General features: G+C 74.4%; 10 protein-coding genes, 1 tRNA gene and 1 pseudogene. 5 read left to right on the forward strand and 7 right to left on the reverse strand.

Annotated elements, in window-relative coordinates; translation table 11 throughout:
- Positions 1 to 431 precede the first annotated feature (431 nt).
- Positions 432 to 514: transfer RNA gene (locus HIR71_RS11040), tRNA-Leu, on the reverse strand.
- Between the two features lie 137 nt (positions 515 to 651).
- On the opposite strand from HIR71_RS11040, the gene HIR71_RS11045 reads away from it, so the two are divergent.
- Positions 652 to 1,884, forward strand: coding sequence for an AI-2E family transporter (locus tag HIR71_RS11045; protein WP_169325118.1), 1,233 nt, complete (start codon positions 652 to 654; stop codon positions 1,882 to 1,884).
- Between the two features lie 33 nt (positions 1,885 to 1,917).
- Here the strand turns inward: HIR71_RS11045 and HIR71_RS11050 are convergent, their stop codons facing one another.
- From HIR71_RS11050 to HIR71_RS11060, 3 genes are read right to left on the reverse strand one after another with little or no spacing between them, the layout of a single operon-like run.
- Positions 1,918 to 5,343 carry an error-prone DNA polymerase gene (locus HIR71_RS11050; RefSeq protein WP_169325119.1) on the reverse strand — a complete coding sequence of 1,142 codons (3,426 nt, stop codon included), beginning with the start codon at positions 5,341 to 5,343 and terminating at the stop codon, positions 1,918 to 1,920.
- Entirely contained in the window at positions 5,336 to 6,976 is a 1,641-nt protein-coding gene (locus HIR71_RS11055) for a DNA polymerase Y family protein (RefSeq protein WP_169325120.1), read from the reverse strand. The genes HIR71_RS11050 and HIR71_RS11055 overlap by 8 nt, the downstream gene beginning before the upstream one ends.
- Positions 6,973 to 7,842, reverse strand: coding sequence for a hypothetical protein (locus HIR71_RS11060; RefSeq protein ID WP_169325121.1), 870 nt, complete (start codon positions 7,840 to 7,842; stop codon positions 6,973 to 6,975). Before HIR71_RS11060 ends, HIR71_RS11055 begins: the two co-directional genes overlap by 4 nt.
- A 230-nt stretch (positions 7,843 to 8,072) precedes the next feature.
- Between HIR71_RS11060 and HIR71_RS11065 the strand changes: the two genes are divergently transcribed.
- From HIR71_RS11065 to HIR71_RS11080, 4 genes and pseudogenes are all read left to right on the forward strand, one after another.
- Positions 8,073 to 8,447 (forward strand): ArsR/SmtB family transcription factor, encoded by a 375-nt coding sequence (locus tag HIR71_RS11065; protein WP_311836228.1) that lies wholly within the window; start codon positions 8,073 to 8,075, stop codon positions 8,445 to 8,447.
- Positions 8,444 to 10,150, forward strand: a complete 1,707-nt coding sequence (locus HIR71_RS11070; protein ID WP_311836229.1) for a SulP family inorganic anion transporter — start codon at positions 8,444 to 8,446, stop codon at positions 10,148 to 10,150. The genes HIR71_RS11065 and HIR71_RS11070 overlap by 4 nt, the downstream gene beginning before the upstream one ends.
- Positions 10,151 to 10,157: 7 nt before the next feature.
- Positions 10,158 to 10,685 carry a YbhB/YbcL family Raf kinase inhibitor-like protein gene (locus HIR71_RS11075; RefSeq protein WP_169325123.1) on the forward strand — a complete coding sequence of 176 codons (528 nt, stop codon included), beginning with the start codon at positions 10,158 to 10,160 and terminating at the stop codon, positions 10,683 to 10,685.
- A 10-nt stretch (positions 10,686 to 10,695) separates the two neighbouring features.
- Positions 10,696 to 11,265: pseudogene (locus tag HIR71_RS11080) on the forward strand (YbaK/EbsC family protein); the annotation flags it as partial.
- A 58-nt stretch (positions 11,266 to 11,323) separates the two neighbouring features.
- Here HIR71_RS11080 and HIR71_RS11085 read toward each other — a convergent pair.
- The 3 genes from HIR71_RS11085 to HIR71_RS11095 are packed head-to-tail and all read right to left on the reverse strand — an operon-like array spanning position 11,324 to position 15,967.
- Complete coding sequence (locus HIR71_RS11085) at positions 11,324 to 12,175, reverse strand: TrmH family RNA methyltransferase (RefSeq protein ID WP_311836230.1); 852 nt, start codon at positions 12,173 to 12,175, stop codon at positions 11,324 to 11,326.
- Between the two features lie 22 nt (positions 12,176 to 12,197).
- Positions 12,198 to 14,219 carry an ABC transporter ATP-binding protein gene (locus HIR71_RS11090; protein ID WP_169325125.1) on the reverse strand — a complete coding sequence of 674 codons (2,022 nt, stop codon included), beginning with the start codon at positions 14,217 to 14,219 and terminating at the stop codon, positions 12,198 to 12,200.
- Entirely contained in the window at positions 14,216 to 15,967 is a 1,752-nt protein-coding gene (locus HIR71_RS11095) for an ABC transporter ATP-binding protein (protein WP_169325126.1), read from the reverse strand. Before HIR71_RS11095 ends, HIR71_RS11090 begins: the two co-directional genes overlap by 4 nt.
- Positions 15,968 to 16,085 lie beyond the last annotated feature (118 nt).

Here is a 16,085-nt window from a genome sequence, read left to right on the forward strand (position 1 = left end):
CCACGAGAGACGCACCCAGGCTGATCGCTCCGCACCTGACGACCGATGGGCCGAGGAGCGACGCCGATCGGACCTGAGCACCGCGGCGCGGCGATCGGGGCCGAGGCGTTCCGGCACGGCCTGGTCAACGCGTGCGTGCTGCTCCTGTGCGCGGTGCTCGTCGGCGGCGGCACGCCGGCACTGCCCCGGGGCGTACGAGTCGACATTTCGACGAGGACGCCTCACGGATGGCCATGAAGACTCGGGCCCCGACGGTGTGACGTGCCGTCCTGGGACGCATCCCGCCCCGGACACGACCGTGCCCCCGCTGTGGAACGGGGGGCACGGTCGCCTGCTGTCTCAACAGATCTTGGCGGGCGGATCGCCCGGTACCGCTGGTCGAACTGGCCGTCTGGGCAGGTAAGCCGCTGACGCGGACATAGCGCCCTGGGTGTCCGGAGGGGGACTTGAACCCCCACGCCCGTTAGGGCACTAGCACCTCAAGCTAGCGCGTCTGCCATTCCGCCACCCGGACAGGTGGGCCTTGCGGGGAGCATCTCCCCGTCAGGCGCGGCCGTAAAGATAGCACGGAGAGAGCACCCGGCGAGCATCGCTGCGGAGGTGCAGACTGGCGCCGACACCGCCGGCGGTCGCGATCGTGAAGAGGGTCACATGGTGGATCAGGACGGCTCGCTCGCCGGTCCGGGCGAGCGGGTGAGCCAGGCGACGAAGCACCTCGTGGGGGCCAGCCCGGCCGCTCGCCGGGTGGCCGGCGCGCGCCGCAACCCGTCGGTGATCGGGTTCGAGCAGACGGCCCCGCACTGGCTCCGGACGATGGCCGGGATCTCCTGGCGGCTGCTGGTGGTGGTGGCCGCCGTCGTCCTGGTCTTCTACGCGACGTCGCGCGTCCAGCTCCTGTTCGTCGCGGTCTTCATCGGCCTCGTCTTCACCGCCGTCCTCCGGCCGGCGGTCGAGCTCCTGAGCCGGTTCCTGCCGCGCGGGCTGGCGACGGCGGTGTCGCTGCTCGGCGGATTCCTCGTGCTCGCCGGCCTGCTCACGTACGTCGGGCTCTCGGTGGCGGGCCAGTGGGTCGTGCTCTCCGAGCAGTTCGGCAGCGGCGTCGAGGACATCAAGGGCTGGTTGATCGACGGCCCGTTGCCGTTCGTCATCACCGACGCGCAGATCGACGAGTGGATCACCGAGGGGCAGACCTGGCTGCAGCAGAACAGCGACGAGCTGGCCGGTCAGGCGGCGCAGGGGGCAGGCTCCGTCGTCGAGGTGTTCGCGGCCCTCGCCCTCGCCACCTTCTGCTCGGTCTTCTTCCTGGCCCGGGGCAGCCAGATGTGGACGTGGTTCCTCAACCAGCTGCCCGCACGGGTCCGCGAGACCTGGCAGACCGCAGGAGGCGCAGGCTGGTACACGTTCTCCGGGTACACCCGGGGGACGGTCATCATCGCGGTCGCGGACGGGGTGCTGGCATTCCTGCTGCTGGGCATCGTCGGGGTCCCCCTCGCTGCACCGCTCGCAGTGCTGGTGCTGATCGGGGCGTTCATCCCCTTGATCGGGGCGCCGGCGGCCATGGTCGTGGCGATGATCGTGGCACTGGCGGCGAACGGCCCGGTCCAGGCCGTGATCGTGGGGGTCGGCATCGCGCTCATCGGGCAGTTCGAGGGACACATCCTCCAGCCGCTCGTCATGGGCAAGCAGGTCCACCTGCACCCCGTCGCGGTCGCCCTCGCCGTGACGGGTGGCACGCTGACGGCAGGCATCCTCGGCGCCGTGATCTCCGTCCCGCTCATCGCGGTCGCGTGGGCGATCTTCTCCCGGCTCCGCCGCATGGACCCGCCGATGGACGAGACCGAGGAGGAGGACGCGATCGAGTCCGTCGAGCCGATCGACGAGTAGCGCTCGCACCCGCCGCGCTGCTCGTCGGCGCGGTCACCGGAAGTCGCGCGACGACGTCGGCACCCGGAGCGAGAGCGGCGCGAGGTGCTCCGCGACGAGGTTCGTGGCGTCGTCGGCCCGCTCGAGCCGGCCGCGCACGACGAGCGCGGCCGAGGTGCGCGCGACGCGGCGGAACCGCTGCCAGAGCCCGGCTGTGCACACGACGTTGAGCAGCCCCGTCTCGTCCTCGAGCGACAGGAACGTCACCCCGCCCGCGGTCCCCGGGCGCTGGCGGTGCGTCACGACCCCCGCGACCGCGACCCGACGGTCCGCCTCGTGCTCGAAGGCCTCGGCGACCCGCAGGACGCCCGCCGCGTCGAGCCCCTCGCGCACGTACTGCGTCGGGTAGGAGTCGACCGAGACGCCGGTCGCCCAGACGTCCGCCACCGCGAGCTCGACCTCGCTCATGCCCGGCAGCGTCGGCGCCGCGACGCCGACGGAGACGCCGGGGAGCGTGTCCGGCCCCTCCTGGGCCAGCGCGCCCGCGGCCCACAGCGACTCCCGACGCTCGACCGCGCCGCCGCCGCCGCCCACGGCCTCGAGCGCCCCCGCGGTCGCGAGCGCCTCGAGCTGCGCTGTCGTCAGGCGCACCCGCCTCGCGAGGTCCCGCAGGTCGGCGAACGGGCCGCCCGCCCCGCGCTCGGTCACGAGCGCCGTGGCGACCTCCTCGCTCACGCCCCGCACCGAGGCGAGGCCCAGGCGGACGGCCAGGGCGCCGTCGTCGTCCACGGGTCCGGTGGCGGGACGCCGCGCGCTGCCCGACGGCAGCGGGACCAGCGGGAGCGCCGGCCCGGCCGCCCCCCGGACCCGCTCGAGCCCCGCCTTGACCCCCGACGCCTGGACGTCGGGGCGCAGGACCGTCAGGCCGTGCCGCCGCGCGTCGGCCACGAGGGACTGCGGTGAGTAGAAGCCCATCGGCTGCGCGGCGAGGAGGCCGGCGTAGAACGCCGCCGGGTGGTGCACCTTGAGCCACGCGCTCGCGTAGACCAGGTAGGCGAACGAGTAGGCGTGCGACTCGGGGAACCCGAAGTCGGCGAACGCCTTGAGCTTGTCGAAGATCTGCTCCCCCACCTCGCGGCTGATCCCGTTCTTCGCCATCCCGTCCAGCAGCCGCCCGTGCAGCGCCTCCATCTTCGCCGTCGAGCGCTTGGACCCCATCGCGCGGCGCAGCTGGTCGGCCTCAGCCCCCGTGAAGTCCGCGACGTCGATCGCCATCTGCATGAGCTGCTCCTGGAACAGCGGCACGCCGAGCGTCTTCTCGAGCGACTTCTTCAGCTGGGGGTGCAGGTAGGTGATCTCCTCCCGGCCCTGCGCGCGGTTGATGTACGGGTGCACCGAGCCGCCCTGGATCGGGCCGGGCCGGATCAGCGCGACCTCGATGACGATGTCGTAGAACGTGCGCGGCTTGAGGCGCGGCAGCGTGGACATCTGCGCGCGCGACTCGACCTGGAACACCCCGACGGTGTCCGCCGCGCACAGCAGGTCGTAGACGCGCGGGTCCTCCTGCGGCAGCGCGTGCAGGTCGAGCTCGACCCCCTCGTGCGCGCGGGTCAGCGTGAACGATTCCTGGATCGCCGTCAGCATCCCGAGGCCGAGCAGGTCGAACTTCACCAGGCCCGCGTCGGCGCAGTCGTCCTTGTCCCACTGCAGCACGGTCCGCCCGGGCATCCGCGCCCACTCGACCGGGCACACCTCGATCACCGGGCGGTCGCACAGGACCATGCCGCCCGAGTGGATGCCGAGGTGCCGGGGCAGCCGCAGGAACCGGTCGGCCAGGTCGATCACGGCGGCGGGGATCTCGTCGAGGTCGCTCGCCGCGGGCGGACGGTGCGCGGGCACGACGTCGTGCCCGTCGACCGAGAAGTAGTTGCCGACTCCGCGCGTGTGCTCGACCCGGACGGAGACCCCACCCGTCGCCGCCGGAGCCCCGGGTGGAGGCTGCTGCTCGGGCCGCAGGCTCCCCCACCGCTCGATGCTCTTGCTCCACGCGTCCTGCTGCCCGACGTCGTAGCCCAGCGCCCGGGCGGCGTCGCGGATCGCGGAGCGCGGGCGGTAGGAGATGACGTTGGCGACCTGCGCGGCGTGCGTGCGGCCGTGCTTGGCGTAGACGTGCTGGATGACCTCCTCGCGGCGGCCCGCCTCGATGTCGATGTCGATGTCCGGCGGGCCGTCGCGCTCCGGGGCGAGGAAGCGCTCGAAGAGCAGCCCGTGGCGCACCGCGTCGACCGCGGTGATCCCGAGCGCGTAGCAGACCGCCGAGTTCGCGGCCGAGCCGCGTCCCTGGCACAGGATCCCGTTCTCGCGGCAGAACTCGACCAGGTCGTGGACGATCAGGAAGTACCCCGGGAACGTCAGGGCCTCGATGACGTCGAGCTCGCGCGCGATCTGGGCGTACGCGCCGGCCACCCGCTCGGAGCCTCGCGGGCCGTACCGCCGCTCCGCGCCGCGCCAGGTCAGCTCGCGCAGCCAGCTCGCCTCGGTGTGCCCGGGCGGCACCGGGTACGGCGGCAGCTGCGGCGCGACGAGCTCGAGGTCGAACGCGCACTCGTCCCCGAGCGCGGCCGCCGTCGCGACGGCCTGTGGGTGCCGGACGTGCCGGGCCAGCATCTCGGCCGGCGAGCGCAGGTGCGCGGCCGCCGTCGCGGGCAACCAGCCGTCGAGGTCCTCGAGCGACGACCTCGCCCGGACCGCGGCCAGCGCGGCCGCCAGGTCCGCGTCCCGGGGCGTGGCGTAGTGCACGTTGCCGGTCGCGACGAGCGGCAGGCCCGACGACGCAGCGAGGGCCGCGAGGGCATCGTTCCGCTCGGAGTCCCACGGGTCGCCGGTGTCGGTGATCTCGACCGCGACGTTGTCCCGTCCGAACAGCGCGACGAGGCGGTCGAGCTCGGCTTGGGCACTCCCACTCCCACTCCCACTCCCACCGAGGCTGCTCCCGAGCGCACGCCGCACCGCGCCCTTGCGGCACCCGGTGAGCACGAGCCACTGCCCCGCGGCCTGCGCGGCGAGCTCCTCGAGCCGGTAGGCGGCTGCCCCCTTCTCCCCCGTCGCGAGGTGCGCGGTGGCGATCGCCCGGGAGAGGTTGCGGTAGCCGTCGGGGCCACGTGCGAGCACCAGCAGGTGGGTCGAGCGGGGGTCGGGCACCCCGGTAGGCGGGTCGAGTACCTCGCCGCGGGGTGAGGGCGCGGGCAGGTGGAGCTCGGCCCCGAAGACCGTGGGCAGCCCGACGGCACGCGCCGCCTGGGAGAAGCGCACGACGCCGTAGAGCCCGTCGTGGTCGGTCATCGCGAGCGCGGACAGGCCGAGCCGGGCCGCCTCGGCCGCGAGCTCCTCGGGCTGGTTCGCACCGTCGAGGAAGCTGAAGGCGCTGTGGGCGTGCAGCTCGGCGTAGCGCGGGCGCGCCGCCCCGCGTCGCTCAGTCATAGACGGCCTCGCACGTCCAGCGGCCGCCGGAGAACGCGAGCAGGAGCGCGCGGCCGTCGGCGAGCGCGGCCTGCAGGTGCACGCGCCGCTGCGGCGCCGGAGTCCACCAGCGCTCGACCATGGGCCACGGGCCGGCCCACGCGGCCAGGGCCTGGGTCTCGTCCGGCCAGCGGACCGACGCGGGCGGCGCGCTCATCGTCAGCCGCGCGTCGACGCGCACGGGGTCGCCCGCCGAGTCGAGCACCTCGACGGGCGCCGGCTCCACGAGCACCGTGGCGGGCGCCGGCTCGGGCAGCCGGCCGGGCCACGGCCGGTCGACCGCGCGCACCGGCGCCTGCGCGTCCCCCCAGGGCACCAGGTGCACCTGGTCGCGCACGTCCCGGCCGCCCTGGAGTCTCGCCACGAGCACCCCGTCGCCACCGAGCAGCCCCTGGACCCGCAGGAGGGCGCGGTGCGCACGCAGGTCCCCGCCGCTCGCGCCGCCCCAGAGCCGCCCCTGCTCGGCCCCCGCCGGTGCGACCTCCTCGGCGGCGATCCCGAGGCGCACGAGCGCCGCGGGCGCAGGGGTGCCCGCCCCGGCCCCTGCCCCCGCCCCAGCTCCCGTGACGGCGCTGCCCGACAGCCACCCCTCGAGCTGCCACCGCACCCGGTCGGTGATCCGCGCGGGGCTCAGCCCGCCGAGCCCACCGGCGTCGGTCCGCCAGGTGCGCACGAGCTCCTCCCCGGCGTCGGTCCGGGCGGTGATCCGGAGCCGCCCGCAGCTGACCGACCGCTCGAGCAGCACCGCCTGCAGCTGCTCGGCGAGACGCCGGGCGGCGAACGCCGCCGCATCGACCCGTTCGGCCGGCGGGTCCAGCTCGCACCCCACCTCGACGTCGGGCTCGAGCCGACGCCGGACCGGCGGGCGCACGTCCTCGCCGCGCGCCAGCCGGTGGGCCCACGCGCCGAGCCGCCCGAACCGCGCCTCGACGTCGGCCGCCGGGAGCGCGACGAGGTCGCCGAGGGTGCGCAGGCCGAGCCGGTGCAGCAGGTCGACGAGCCCGGCGACCTCGGTGACCGCGCCGCCCTCCGTCGCCGCGTGGACCAGCTCGTCGACCGGGAGCGGCGCGAGGAAGGCATGCGTCCGCGCGGACGCGACGATGCTCGAGGTGCGGGCTGCGAGGACGGCCGCCAGCACGCCGTCGGCCACCCCGACCAGGCACTCGTGGCCCGTCCGCTCGGCGACGCGGCCCACGAGCGCCTCGGCGAGCGCCTCCTCCGAGCCGTGGAACCGGCTCGCCCCGCCGGCCGGGAGCAGGAGGAGGCCCGGTCGCGCGACCTCGAGCCCCGCGACCACGGTCTCCGCGGCCGCCGCCACGGGCTCGAACGCGCGCGCGTCGCGACCCTCGTCGACCGGGAGGAGCACCAGCTCGGGGCAGCACTCCTGCGCCTGCCGCCGACGCATGCCGCGGCGCACGCCCTGCGCCCGCGCGAGGGCGGAGACCGTGGTGACCCGGCGACCGTCGTGCACCGCCGCGGGGTGGTGGGGCTCGGCCTGCCCGGCCGCGATCGCGGCGACCACCGGCCAGTCGGGGACCCACAGCACGGCGGTGCGGGTCGTGCTCGTCACGCCCGTGCTCGTGCTCACCGTCATCCGACCAGCCGCAGCGGCGCGGCCTCGTGCTCTGCGCTGCGCACGGGCTCCAGCGGCGTGGCGGGCACGTGCCTGCTCGGCGGGGTGGCGCGCACCGGGAGGACCACCTCGGTCCGCACCGGACGACCCGCGCTCCCCCGCCCGCCCCGGGTGACCGTCCACCGGTGGCTGCGCAGGTGCCCGTGCCCGGCCCCGAGCCCGGTCGACCCCGCCGGCTCGGCCGTGAGCACGAGGTGGGCGCCCTGCCAGGAGGTGGTGGGCAGCAGGACCGCGCCGCGTTCGCGGGCGCGGGCCATGAGCCGACGCCGGTCGGAGTCCAGGAGGGCCGCCTCGCTCCCGACGACGACGAGGTCGACGCCGTCGAGCAGTGCGGCGACCACCGTGGGCGCGTCCGGGCCGGGCCGGGGCACGAGGGCCAGCCGCTCGAGCACGACGCCGGCCTGCTGGGCGGCGAGCACGCCGACGCCGGGCTGCCCGACGACGGCGACCCAGGCCCCCTCCTGGGTCGCCGTCGAGACGAGCGCGAGCACGAGGGAGGTGGACCCCTGCACCACGAGCGTCCCACCGCGGTGCAGCGCCCCCTCGGGCAACAGGTGCGCGAGCGGGGTGGGGACCGGCAGGGGCGGCCGGTCGGGGTGGCCGGCACGGCCGTGCCGGTGCGACGACGTCGGCGACGGCGATGCCGATGACAGCGGCGGCGACAGCGATGCCGATGCCGATGACGGCGAGGACGGTTGCGCGGGCAGGGCCGGGACGGGCGCCGCGCCGACCGGTCCGGCGGGGACGGATGCCGGCATGCTGCGCGCCCCGGTCCGGAGCTCGGCGTGCCGCAGCGCCTCGCGCGCCCGGGAGGCGCGGTCCGCCATGGTCCTCACGGTGTCCTCCCGTCCTGGTGCGCGGCGTCGCCCGAACCCGCCGACAGAGCGTGGTTCGAACACCTGTTCGACTGATCACCCCTTAGTAGACGACCCCGGATCAGCGGTGTCAACCGGCCTCGGCGCGTCGCCACCCGCCTGCCGGGCGCGGCGCCCAACAAGGGGTACGATTGATGAATCCATCAAATCATCATGCGAAACGACCCACCGGAAGGACACCCGTGCCGCTCCGCGCGCTGGGGATCGACACCCCGCTCCACGAGCTCAAGGCCGACCTGTTCAAGGCCCTCGCTCATCCCGTCCGCGTCCGCGCCCTCGAGCTCCTGCTCGACGGCGAGCGCCCGGTCAGCAGCCTCCTCGCCGAGACGCAGATGGAGGCGTCGCACCTCTCCCAGCACCTCGCCGTCCTGCGCCGCGCCGGCATGGTCACCGCCCGCCGCGAGGGCAACGCCGTCCACTACCGGCTCGCCCACCCGGCGGTCCCCGAGCTGCTCACCGCCGCCCGCACCGTGCTCGTGAGCGCGCTCAGCACCACGCGCGCGGCGCTCGCGGGCCTCGAGGACGACGCCCGCCCGACCACGACCCCCGCCTCGTGACCGCCCCCGCGCTCACCCCCGAGCGGATCGACTGGCGTCGCGTCGCGACCACCGTCGCGCACCGCGCGCTGCCCCGTCGCAGCGACTACGCCGGCCTGCGCACCGGGTGGCGCACGGACGCGCTGGCCGGGCTCACGGTCGCGGTCGTCGCGCTCCCGCTCGCGCTCGGCTTCGGCGTCAGCTCGGGGGTCGGGGCAGCCGCCGGCCTGGTCACCGCGGTGGTCGCGGGCTTCGTCGCCGCGATGTTCGGCGGGTCCCACCTCCAGGTGTCCGGGCCCACCGGCGCCATGACGGTCGTCCTGGTGCCGATCGTCGCCCGGTTCGGCGCCGAGTCGGTCGCCGTCGTGGCGATCATGGCCGGCGGCCTCGTCGTGCTCGCCGGCCTGCTCGGGCTCGGCCGGCTCGTCGCCTACATCCCGTGGCCGGTCGTCGAGGGCTTCACGCTCGGGATCGGGGTCGTCATCGGGCTCCAGCAGGTGCCGCTCGCGCTCGACACCCCCAAGGCCGAGGGCGAGAACGCCGCGCTGGTCGCGCTCCGCACCCTGGGCGACGTCGACTGGTCGGCCGCGCTGCCCGCCGTCGGGCTCGTGGTCCTCGTCGTCGGCCTGATGGTCCTGCTGCCGCGCGTCAACCGGACGCTTCCCGCGTCGCTCCTCGCGGTGGCCGGCGCCACGGTCGTCGCCGAGCTCGCCCGCCTCGACGTGGCGCGGATCGGCGCGATCCCCGCGACGCTCCCCGCTCCGGGCATCCCCGACCTGACCCCCGAGGCCACCAGCGCCCTGTTCTCGGCCGCCCTCGCCGTCGCCGCCCTCGCGGCGCTCGAGAGCCTGCTCTCGGCGCAGGTCGCGGACGGGATGGCCGACGACGTCCCGCGCACCCACCCCGATCGCGAGCTCGTCGGCCAGGGGCTCGCCAACCTGGCCGCGGGGGTCTTCGGCGGCGTGCCCGCGACCGGCGCGATCGCGCGCACCGCGGTCAACGTGCGCGCGGGCGGCCGGACCCGGGTCGCCGCGATGTCGCACGCCGTGGTGCTCGCCGGGGTCGTCTACCTGGGCACGTCGTTCGTCGCGCGGATCCCGCTCTCGGCCCTCGCGGGGGTCCTGCTCGTCACGGCGGCGCGCATGGTGAACATCCGCACCGCCCGCACGATCTCCCGCTCGGGGCGCTCCGGCGCGCTCGTCTTCCTGCTCACGTTCGGCGCGACGGTCGTGTTCGACCTCGTCGTCGCGGTCGAGCTGGGTGTCGCCGTGGCCGCGGTGCTCGCGCTGCGTGCGATGGCACGGGCGAGCGGCCTGCACCGCGAGCCGCTGCCCGACGTCGAGGTGGACACCGTCTCCGAGCGCGCGCTGCTCGCCGAGCACATCGCGGTGTACCGGATCGACGGCGCGCTGTTCTTCGCCGACGTGCGGCGGTTCCTCGACGAGCTGGCCCAGGTGGCCGACGTGCGGGTCGTCGTCCTGCGCCTGGGCAGCATCCGGGTCCTCGACACCTCGGGGGCGAACGCGCTCGCCGAGATCGTCGCCGACCTCCAGCGCCGCGGCATCGTCGTGCTGCTCAAGGGGCTGCGTCCGGAGCACCGGCAGGTCGTCGAGGTGGTCGGGGTCCTCGCCGAGTTGCAGCACCACAAGCACCTGTTCGACGACCTCGACGCGGCCGTCGAGCACGCACGCTCCCACGTGCGCCGGGCCCAGACCTCGGCATGATGGGGCGATGGACCTGAGCCGACCCCTCGCCCCGGACCCGTACTCCCTGCTCCCCCCGGTGCCGACGTTCACGCTGATGAGCGACGACGTCGCCGACGGCGCCCCGCTCGCCGAGCGCCACACCGCGGCGCAGGACGTGTCGCCGCACCTGCGCTGGGAGGGCTTCCCGGCCGGGACGCGGTCGTTCGCGGTCAGCTGCTTCGACCCCGACGCCCCGACGCCCGCGGGCTGGTGGCACTGGACCGTCGTCGACCTGCCCGCGAGCACGACGTCCCTGCCCACGGGCGCGGGCGCCCCGGACGGCGCAGCGCTGCCGAGCCCGGCGTCCCAGGTCCGCAACGACAGCGGCAGCACGGGGTACGCCGGTGCCGCGCCGCCACCCGGCGACCGGGTGCACCGCTACGTCTTCGCGGTTCACGCGCTCGACGTCGAGCGGCTCGGTGCGGGTCCCGACGACAACCCCACCGCGGTCGCGCTCGACGTGCTGTTCCACACGCTGGGCCGTGCCACCCTGACGCCGACGTTCCAGCGCTAGCGTGCGCCGCATGACCCTGCCCTCGCTCGGGAGCCTGACGTGGCTCCGCGCCGTCGACCACCCAGAGCTCCTCGCGCCCGCGACCCACGCCGCCCTGTCCGGCTGGGCCGTCGTCGACCCCACGGTGGCGGACCGCGTCGCCGTCGCCGAGATCGACCCCGGGCTGGCCGACACGGCAGCCATGACCCAGGCCTACGACCTGCCCCCGGCGGCCTCGGCCAACTGCGTGGTCGTCGCCGGACGGCGTGCGGGCGACGAGCGCATCGCGGCCGCCGTCGTGCTCGCCACGACCCGGGCGGACGTGAACACCGCGGTCCGCAGGCTCCTCGACGTGCGCAAGGCGTCGTTCCTGCCGACCGACCGGGCGACCGAGCTCTCGCAGATGGAGTACGGCGGCATCACCCCGGTCGGGCTGCCCGAGGCGTGGCAGGTGCTCGTCGACTCGCGCGTGGTGGCCGACGGCGCGGGCGTGGGCGGCGTCGTCATCGTGGGCAGCGGGGTCCGCCGGTCCAAGCTCGCGCTCGAGGGCGCGCTGCTCGCGGAGCTCCCCGGCGCCGAGGTGGTCGAGGGCCTCGGCGTCGCGCTCGACGGCCCCGAGGGGTCGCGCCTGCTGCCGCACCAGGTCGCCGGTGGGCCCGTCAGGCCCGCGTCGCCCAGAACGCGACCGCCGACGCCGCGGCCACGTTGAGCGAGTCGACGCCGCCGGCCATGGGGATGCGGACGACGACGTCGGCCGCCTCGACCGCACCGCGCGACAGGCCGTCGCCCTCCGTTCCCAGCACGAGCGCGAGCCGTGACTCCGGACCCGTCACCGACGGCGAGGCGGCCAGCTCGTCGAGCGTGACGGCGTCGACGGTGAGCGCGAGGGCCGCGACGGTGAAGCCGTCCGCCCGGAGATCGGCCAGGCCCCCCGGCCAGGTCTCGAGCCGCGTCCAGGGGACCTGGAACACCGTCCCCATCGACACCCGCACCGAGCGCCGGTAGAGCGGGTCGGCGCACCGCGGGCTCACCAGCACCGCGTCGACGCCCAGGCCGGCCGCGCTGCGGAACACGGCACCGACGTTCGTGTGGTCGACGACGTCCTCGAGCACGGCGACGCGCCGAGCGCCTGCTCCCCCGCGCGCACCGGCGAGCAGCTCGTGCGCCGGCAGCAGCGGCGGTCGGTGCATCGCGGCGAGCGCGCCGCGATGCAGGTGGAAGCCGGTCACCGACTCGAGCAGCTCGGCGTCCGCGACGAAGACCGGTACGTCGCCGTCCGGGCCGGCGCCGACGGCGTCGAGCACGTCCTCGAGGTCGGGGAGCCACCGCTCGGCCATCAAGAACGACCGCGGACGGTGCCCGGCCGCGACCGCGCGGCGGATCACGGTCGAGCTCTCGGCGATGTAGAGGCCCTTGGCGGGCTCGTGCCGCGAGCGCAGCGCCACGTCGGTCAGGCGCAGGTAGTCGTGCAGGCGCTCGTCGTCGGCGGTGGTCAGGCGGTGGATCGGCACGCCGAGGATCCTGCCAGCCACCTCAGTCCACCGGCGCCGCCGCCCGGGCGAACTGGCTCGCGTACAACGCCGCGTACGCGCCGCCCGCCTCGAGCAGGCTCTCGTGGCTGCCCTGCTCGACGATCGAGCCGTTCTCCATCACGAGGATCACGTCGGCGTCGCGGATCGTGGACAGCCGGTGGGCGATCACGAACGACGTGCGTCCGACCCGGAGCGCTGCCATGGCCTTCTGAACGAGCACCTCGGTCCGGGTGTCGACCGAGCTCGTCGCCTCGTCGAGCACGAGGATCGCGGGGTCGGCGAGGAACGCGCGCGCGATCGTCAGCAGCTGCTTCTCACCGGCGCTGACGTTGCCGCCCTCGTCGTCGAGCACGGTCGCGTAGCCGTCGGGCAGCGTGCGCACGAACCGGTCGACGTGGGTGGCCTGGGCGGCGGCGGCCATCTGGTCCTGCGTCGCGTCGTCGACGCCGTACGTGATGTTGTCGGCGATCGTCCCGCCGAACAGCCACGTGTCCTGGAGCACCATGCCGATCTTCGACCGCAGCGCGTCCCGCGTGGTCGTGGCGACGTCGACGCCGTCGAGCGTGATCCGCCCCGAGTCCACCTCGTAGAACCGCATGAGGAGGTTGACCAGCGTCGTCTTGCCGGCGCCGGTCGGCCCCACGATCGCGACCGTCTGCCCCGGCTCCGCGACGAGCGAGAGGTGCTCGATCAGCGGGCGGTCCGGGTCGTACCGGAACGACACGTCCTCGAACGCCACGCGTCCGCGGACCGGCGTGGGTACGTCGGCGGCCGGCTCGGGGTCGGGCCGCTGCTCCTCGGCGTCCAGCAGCTCGAACACCCGCTCGGCGGAGGCGACGCCGGACTGGAGCAGGTTCATCATCGCGGCGATCTGCGTGAGGGGCTGCGTGAACTGGCGCGAGTACTGGATGAACGCCTGCACGTCACCGAGGGTCATCGCGCCCGACGCCACTCTCAGTCCGCCGACGACCGCGACGATCACGTAGTTGAGGTTGCTGAGGAACCCCATCGCCGGCTGGATCGTCCCGGAGATGAACTGGGCCTTGAAGCTCGCGGCGTAGAGCTGCTCGTTCTCCTCGCGGAACGTCTCGATCGCCTGCTGCTGACGGCCGAAGACCTTGACGAGCTCGTGGCCGGTGTACATCTCCTCGACGTGCGCGTTGAGCCGACCGGTCGAGGCCCACTGGGCGACGAACTGCGGCTGGGACCGCTTGGCGATCGCGACCGTCGTCGCGACCGACGCCGGCACGGTGACGAGCGCCACCAGGGCGAGCAGCGGCGAGATCCAGAGCATCATGACGAGCACGCCGACGACGGTGAGGACCGCGGTGATCAGCTGGGACAGCGTCTGCTGCATCGTCTGGGCGATGTTGTCGATGTCGTTGGTGACTCGCGAGAGCACCTCCCCCCGCTTCTGGCTGTCGAAGTAGGCGAGCGGCAAGCGCGAGAGCTTGCTCTCGACGTCGGCGCGCAGCCGGAACGTCGTGCGCTGGACGACGCCGGTCGTGAGCCGGCCCTGCAGCCAGCCGAAGAGGAACGAGCCCACGTAGATCGCGAGGACGGTCAGCAGCACCGCGCGCAGGTGACCGAAGTCGATGCCCACGCCGGGGACGACGTCCATCCCGCCGAGCATGTCCGCGAACCGGTCCTGCCCCTGGGCCCGGGCGGCGTCGACGGCCTGCTGCTTCGTGAGGCCGGCCGGGAGCTGCCGGCCGATCACGCCCTCGAAGATGATGTCCGTCGCGGTGCCGAGCACCTTGGGGCCGAGCACCACGAGGGCGACGGACGCGACGGCGAGCGCCAGCACCCCGGCGACGGCGCCCCGTTCGGGCCGCAGCGTGGCGACCAGGCGCCGTCCCGAGCCACGGAAGTCCAGCGACTTCTCGGTCGGCATCCCGATCGCCATGTGCGGCGGCCCGTGCGGACGCTGCGGCGGCCGGACGGGAGCGGGGGACGACGCCGGCGGCTGGGTCTGCGGCTGGGCCTGCGGCCGCGCGTGGGGCGCGGGTCGGTCGGCGCTCATGCCGCCTCCTGCGCCGACACCTGCGAGAGGACGATCTCCCGGTACGTCTGCGAGGTCGCCATCAGCTCGTCGTGGGTGCCGACGCCCACCACGGCGCCGGCCTCGAGCACGACGATCTGCTCGGCCCCCCGGATCGTCGAGACCCGCTGCGCGACGACGACCACGGTGGCGTCGCGCGTCTCGGGCGCGAGCGCGGCCCGCAGGGCAGCGTCCGTCGCGTAGTCGAGCGCCGAGAAGGCGTCGTCGAACAGGTAGATCGACGGGCGCTTGACCAGCGCGCGGGCGATGGCCAGCCGTTGCCGCTGCCCGCCCGAGACGTTGGTGCCGCCCTGCGCGATCGGCGCGTCGAGACCTTCCGGCATCTGCTCGACGAAGTCGCGCGCCTGCGCGACCTCGAGCGCGTGCCACAGCTCGTCGTCGCTCGCGTCGGCCCGGCCGTACCGGAGGTTCGACGCCACCGTGCCGCTGAAGAGGAACGGCCGCTGCGGCACGAGGCCGATGCGGGCCCAGAGGTCGTCCGGGTCGAGCGCGCGCACGTCGACGCCGTCGACCAGCACCGCACCCGCCGTGACGTCGAAGAGCCGCGGGACCAGGCCGAGGAGCGTCGTCTTGCCGGCACCGGTGGAGCCGATGATCGCCGTCGTGCGGCCGGGCCGGGCGGTCAGGCTGATCCCGTGGAGCACCGCCGCCTCGGCGCCCGGGTAGCGGAACTCGGCCTCCCGGAGCTCGACCGTCCCCTGCGCGACGCCGAGCGCGGTCCCCGGCGGGAGCCGCACGGGCTCGGCCGGCGGGCGGACGGTCGGCTCGGAGTCGAGCACCTCGACGATCCGCTCCGACGCGACGACCGCGCGCGGCACCATCACGAACATCATCGTCGCGATCATCACCGCCATCAGGATGTAGACGAGGTAGCTGAGGTACGCCGTGAGCGAGCCGATCTGCATCGCACCGGCGTCGACCCGCTGCCCGCCGAACCACAGCACGCCCACGCTCGAGGCGTTCATCACGAGCATGACGGTGGGGAACATCAGGGCCATGAGCATGCCGACCCGTATCGAGGTCTCGAACAGCGCGGTGTTCGCGACCCCGAACCGCTCCGCCTCACGCCGCTCGCGGACGAACGCCCGGATGACACGGATCCCGGTGATCTGCTCGCGCAGCACGGCGTTGATGCGGTCGATCCGCTTCTGCATCGCCCTGAAGTACGGGATCATCCGGCTCACGATCAGCCCCACCGCGATGCCGAGCACGGGGACGACCACGAGCAGGAGCCGCGACAGCGCGACGTCCTCGCGCAGGGCCATGACGACGCCCCCGACGAGCATGATCGGAGCCATCACCATGATCGTGAAGCTCATGAGCACGACCATCTGGACCTGCTGGATGTCGTTGGTGGTCCGCGTGATGAGTGACGGCGCGCCGAAGTGGCCGACCTCCTGGGCCGAGAAGTCCTGAACCCGCGTGAACAGGCCCTCGCGCAGGTCGCGACCGAACGCCATCGACGCCCGGGCGCCGAAGTAGACGGCAGCGACCGCGCACGCGACCTGCAGCAGGCTGATCGCGAGCATCCAGCCACCGGTGCGCATGATGAAGCCGGTGTCGCCGCGGGCGATGCCGAGGTCGATGATGTCCGCGTTGAGGCTGGGCAGGTACAACGTCGCGAGCGTCTGCACGAGCTGCAGCACGAGCACGCCGGTCACGAAGGCGCCGTACGGCCGCAGGTACTGCCGCAGGAGTCGGATCAGCACGTCGGGTCCGCGGGGTCAGACCGGGCGCGACACGTGGTCGGGACGCGGGTGGGGCACATTCCTTGCACCCTGCCACTGCCGCGCCGCGAAAGCACTGATCTTTCTCGTACTTCGCGCC

Source organism: Cellulomonas fimi (genome assembly GCF_012952065.1).
GTDB classification, from domain to species: Bacteria; Actinomycetota; Actinomycetes; order Actinomycetales; family Cellulomonadaceae; genus Pengzhenrongella; species Pengzhenrongella fimi_A.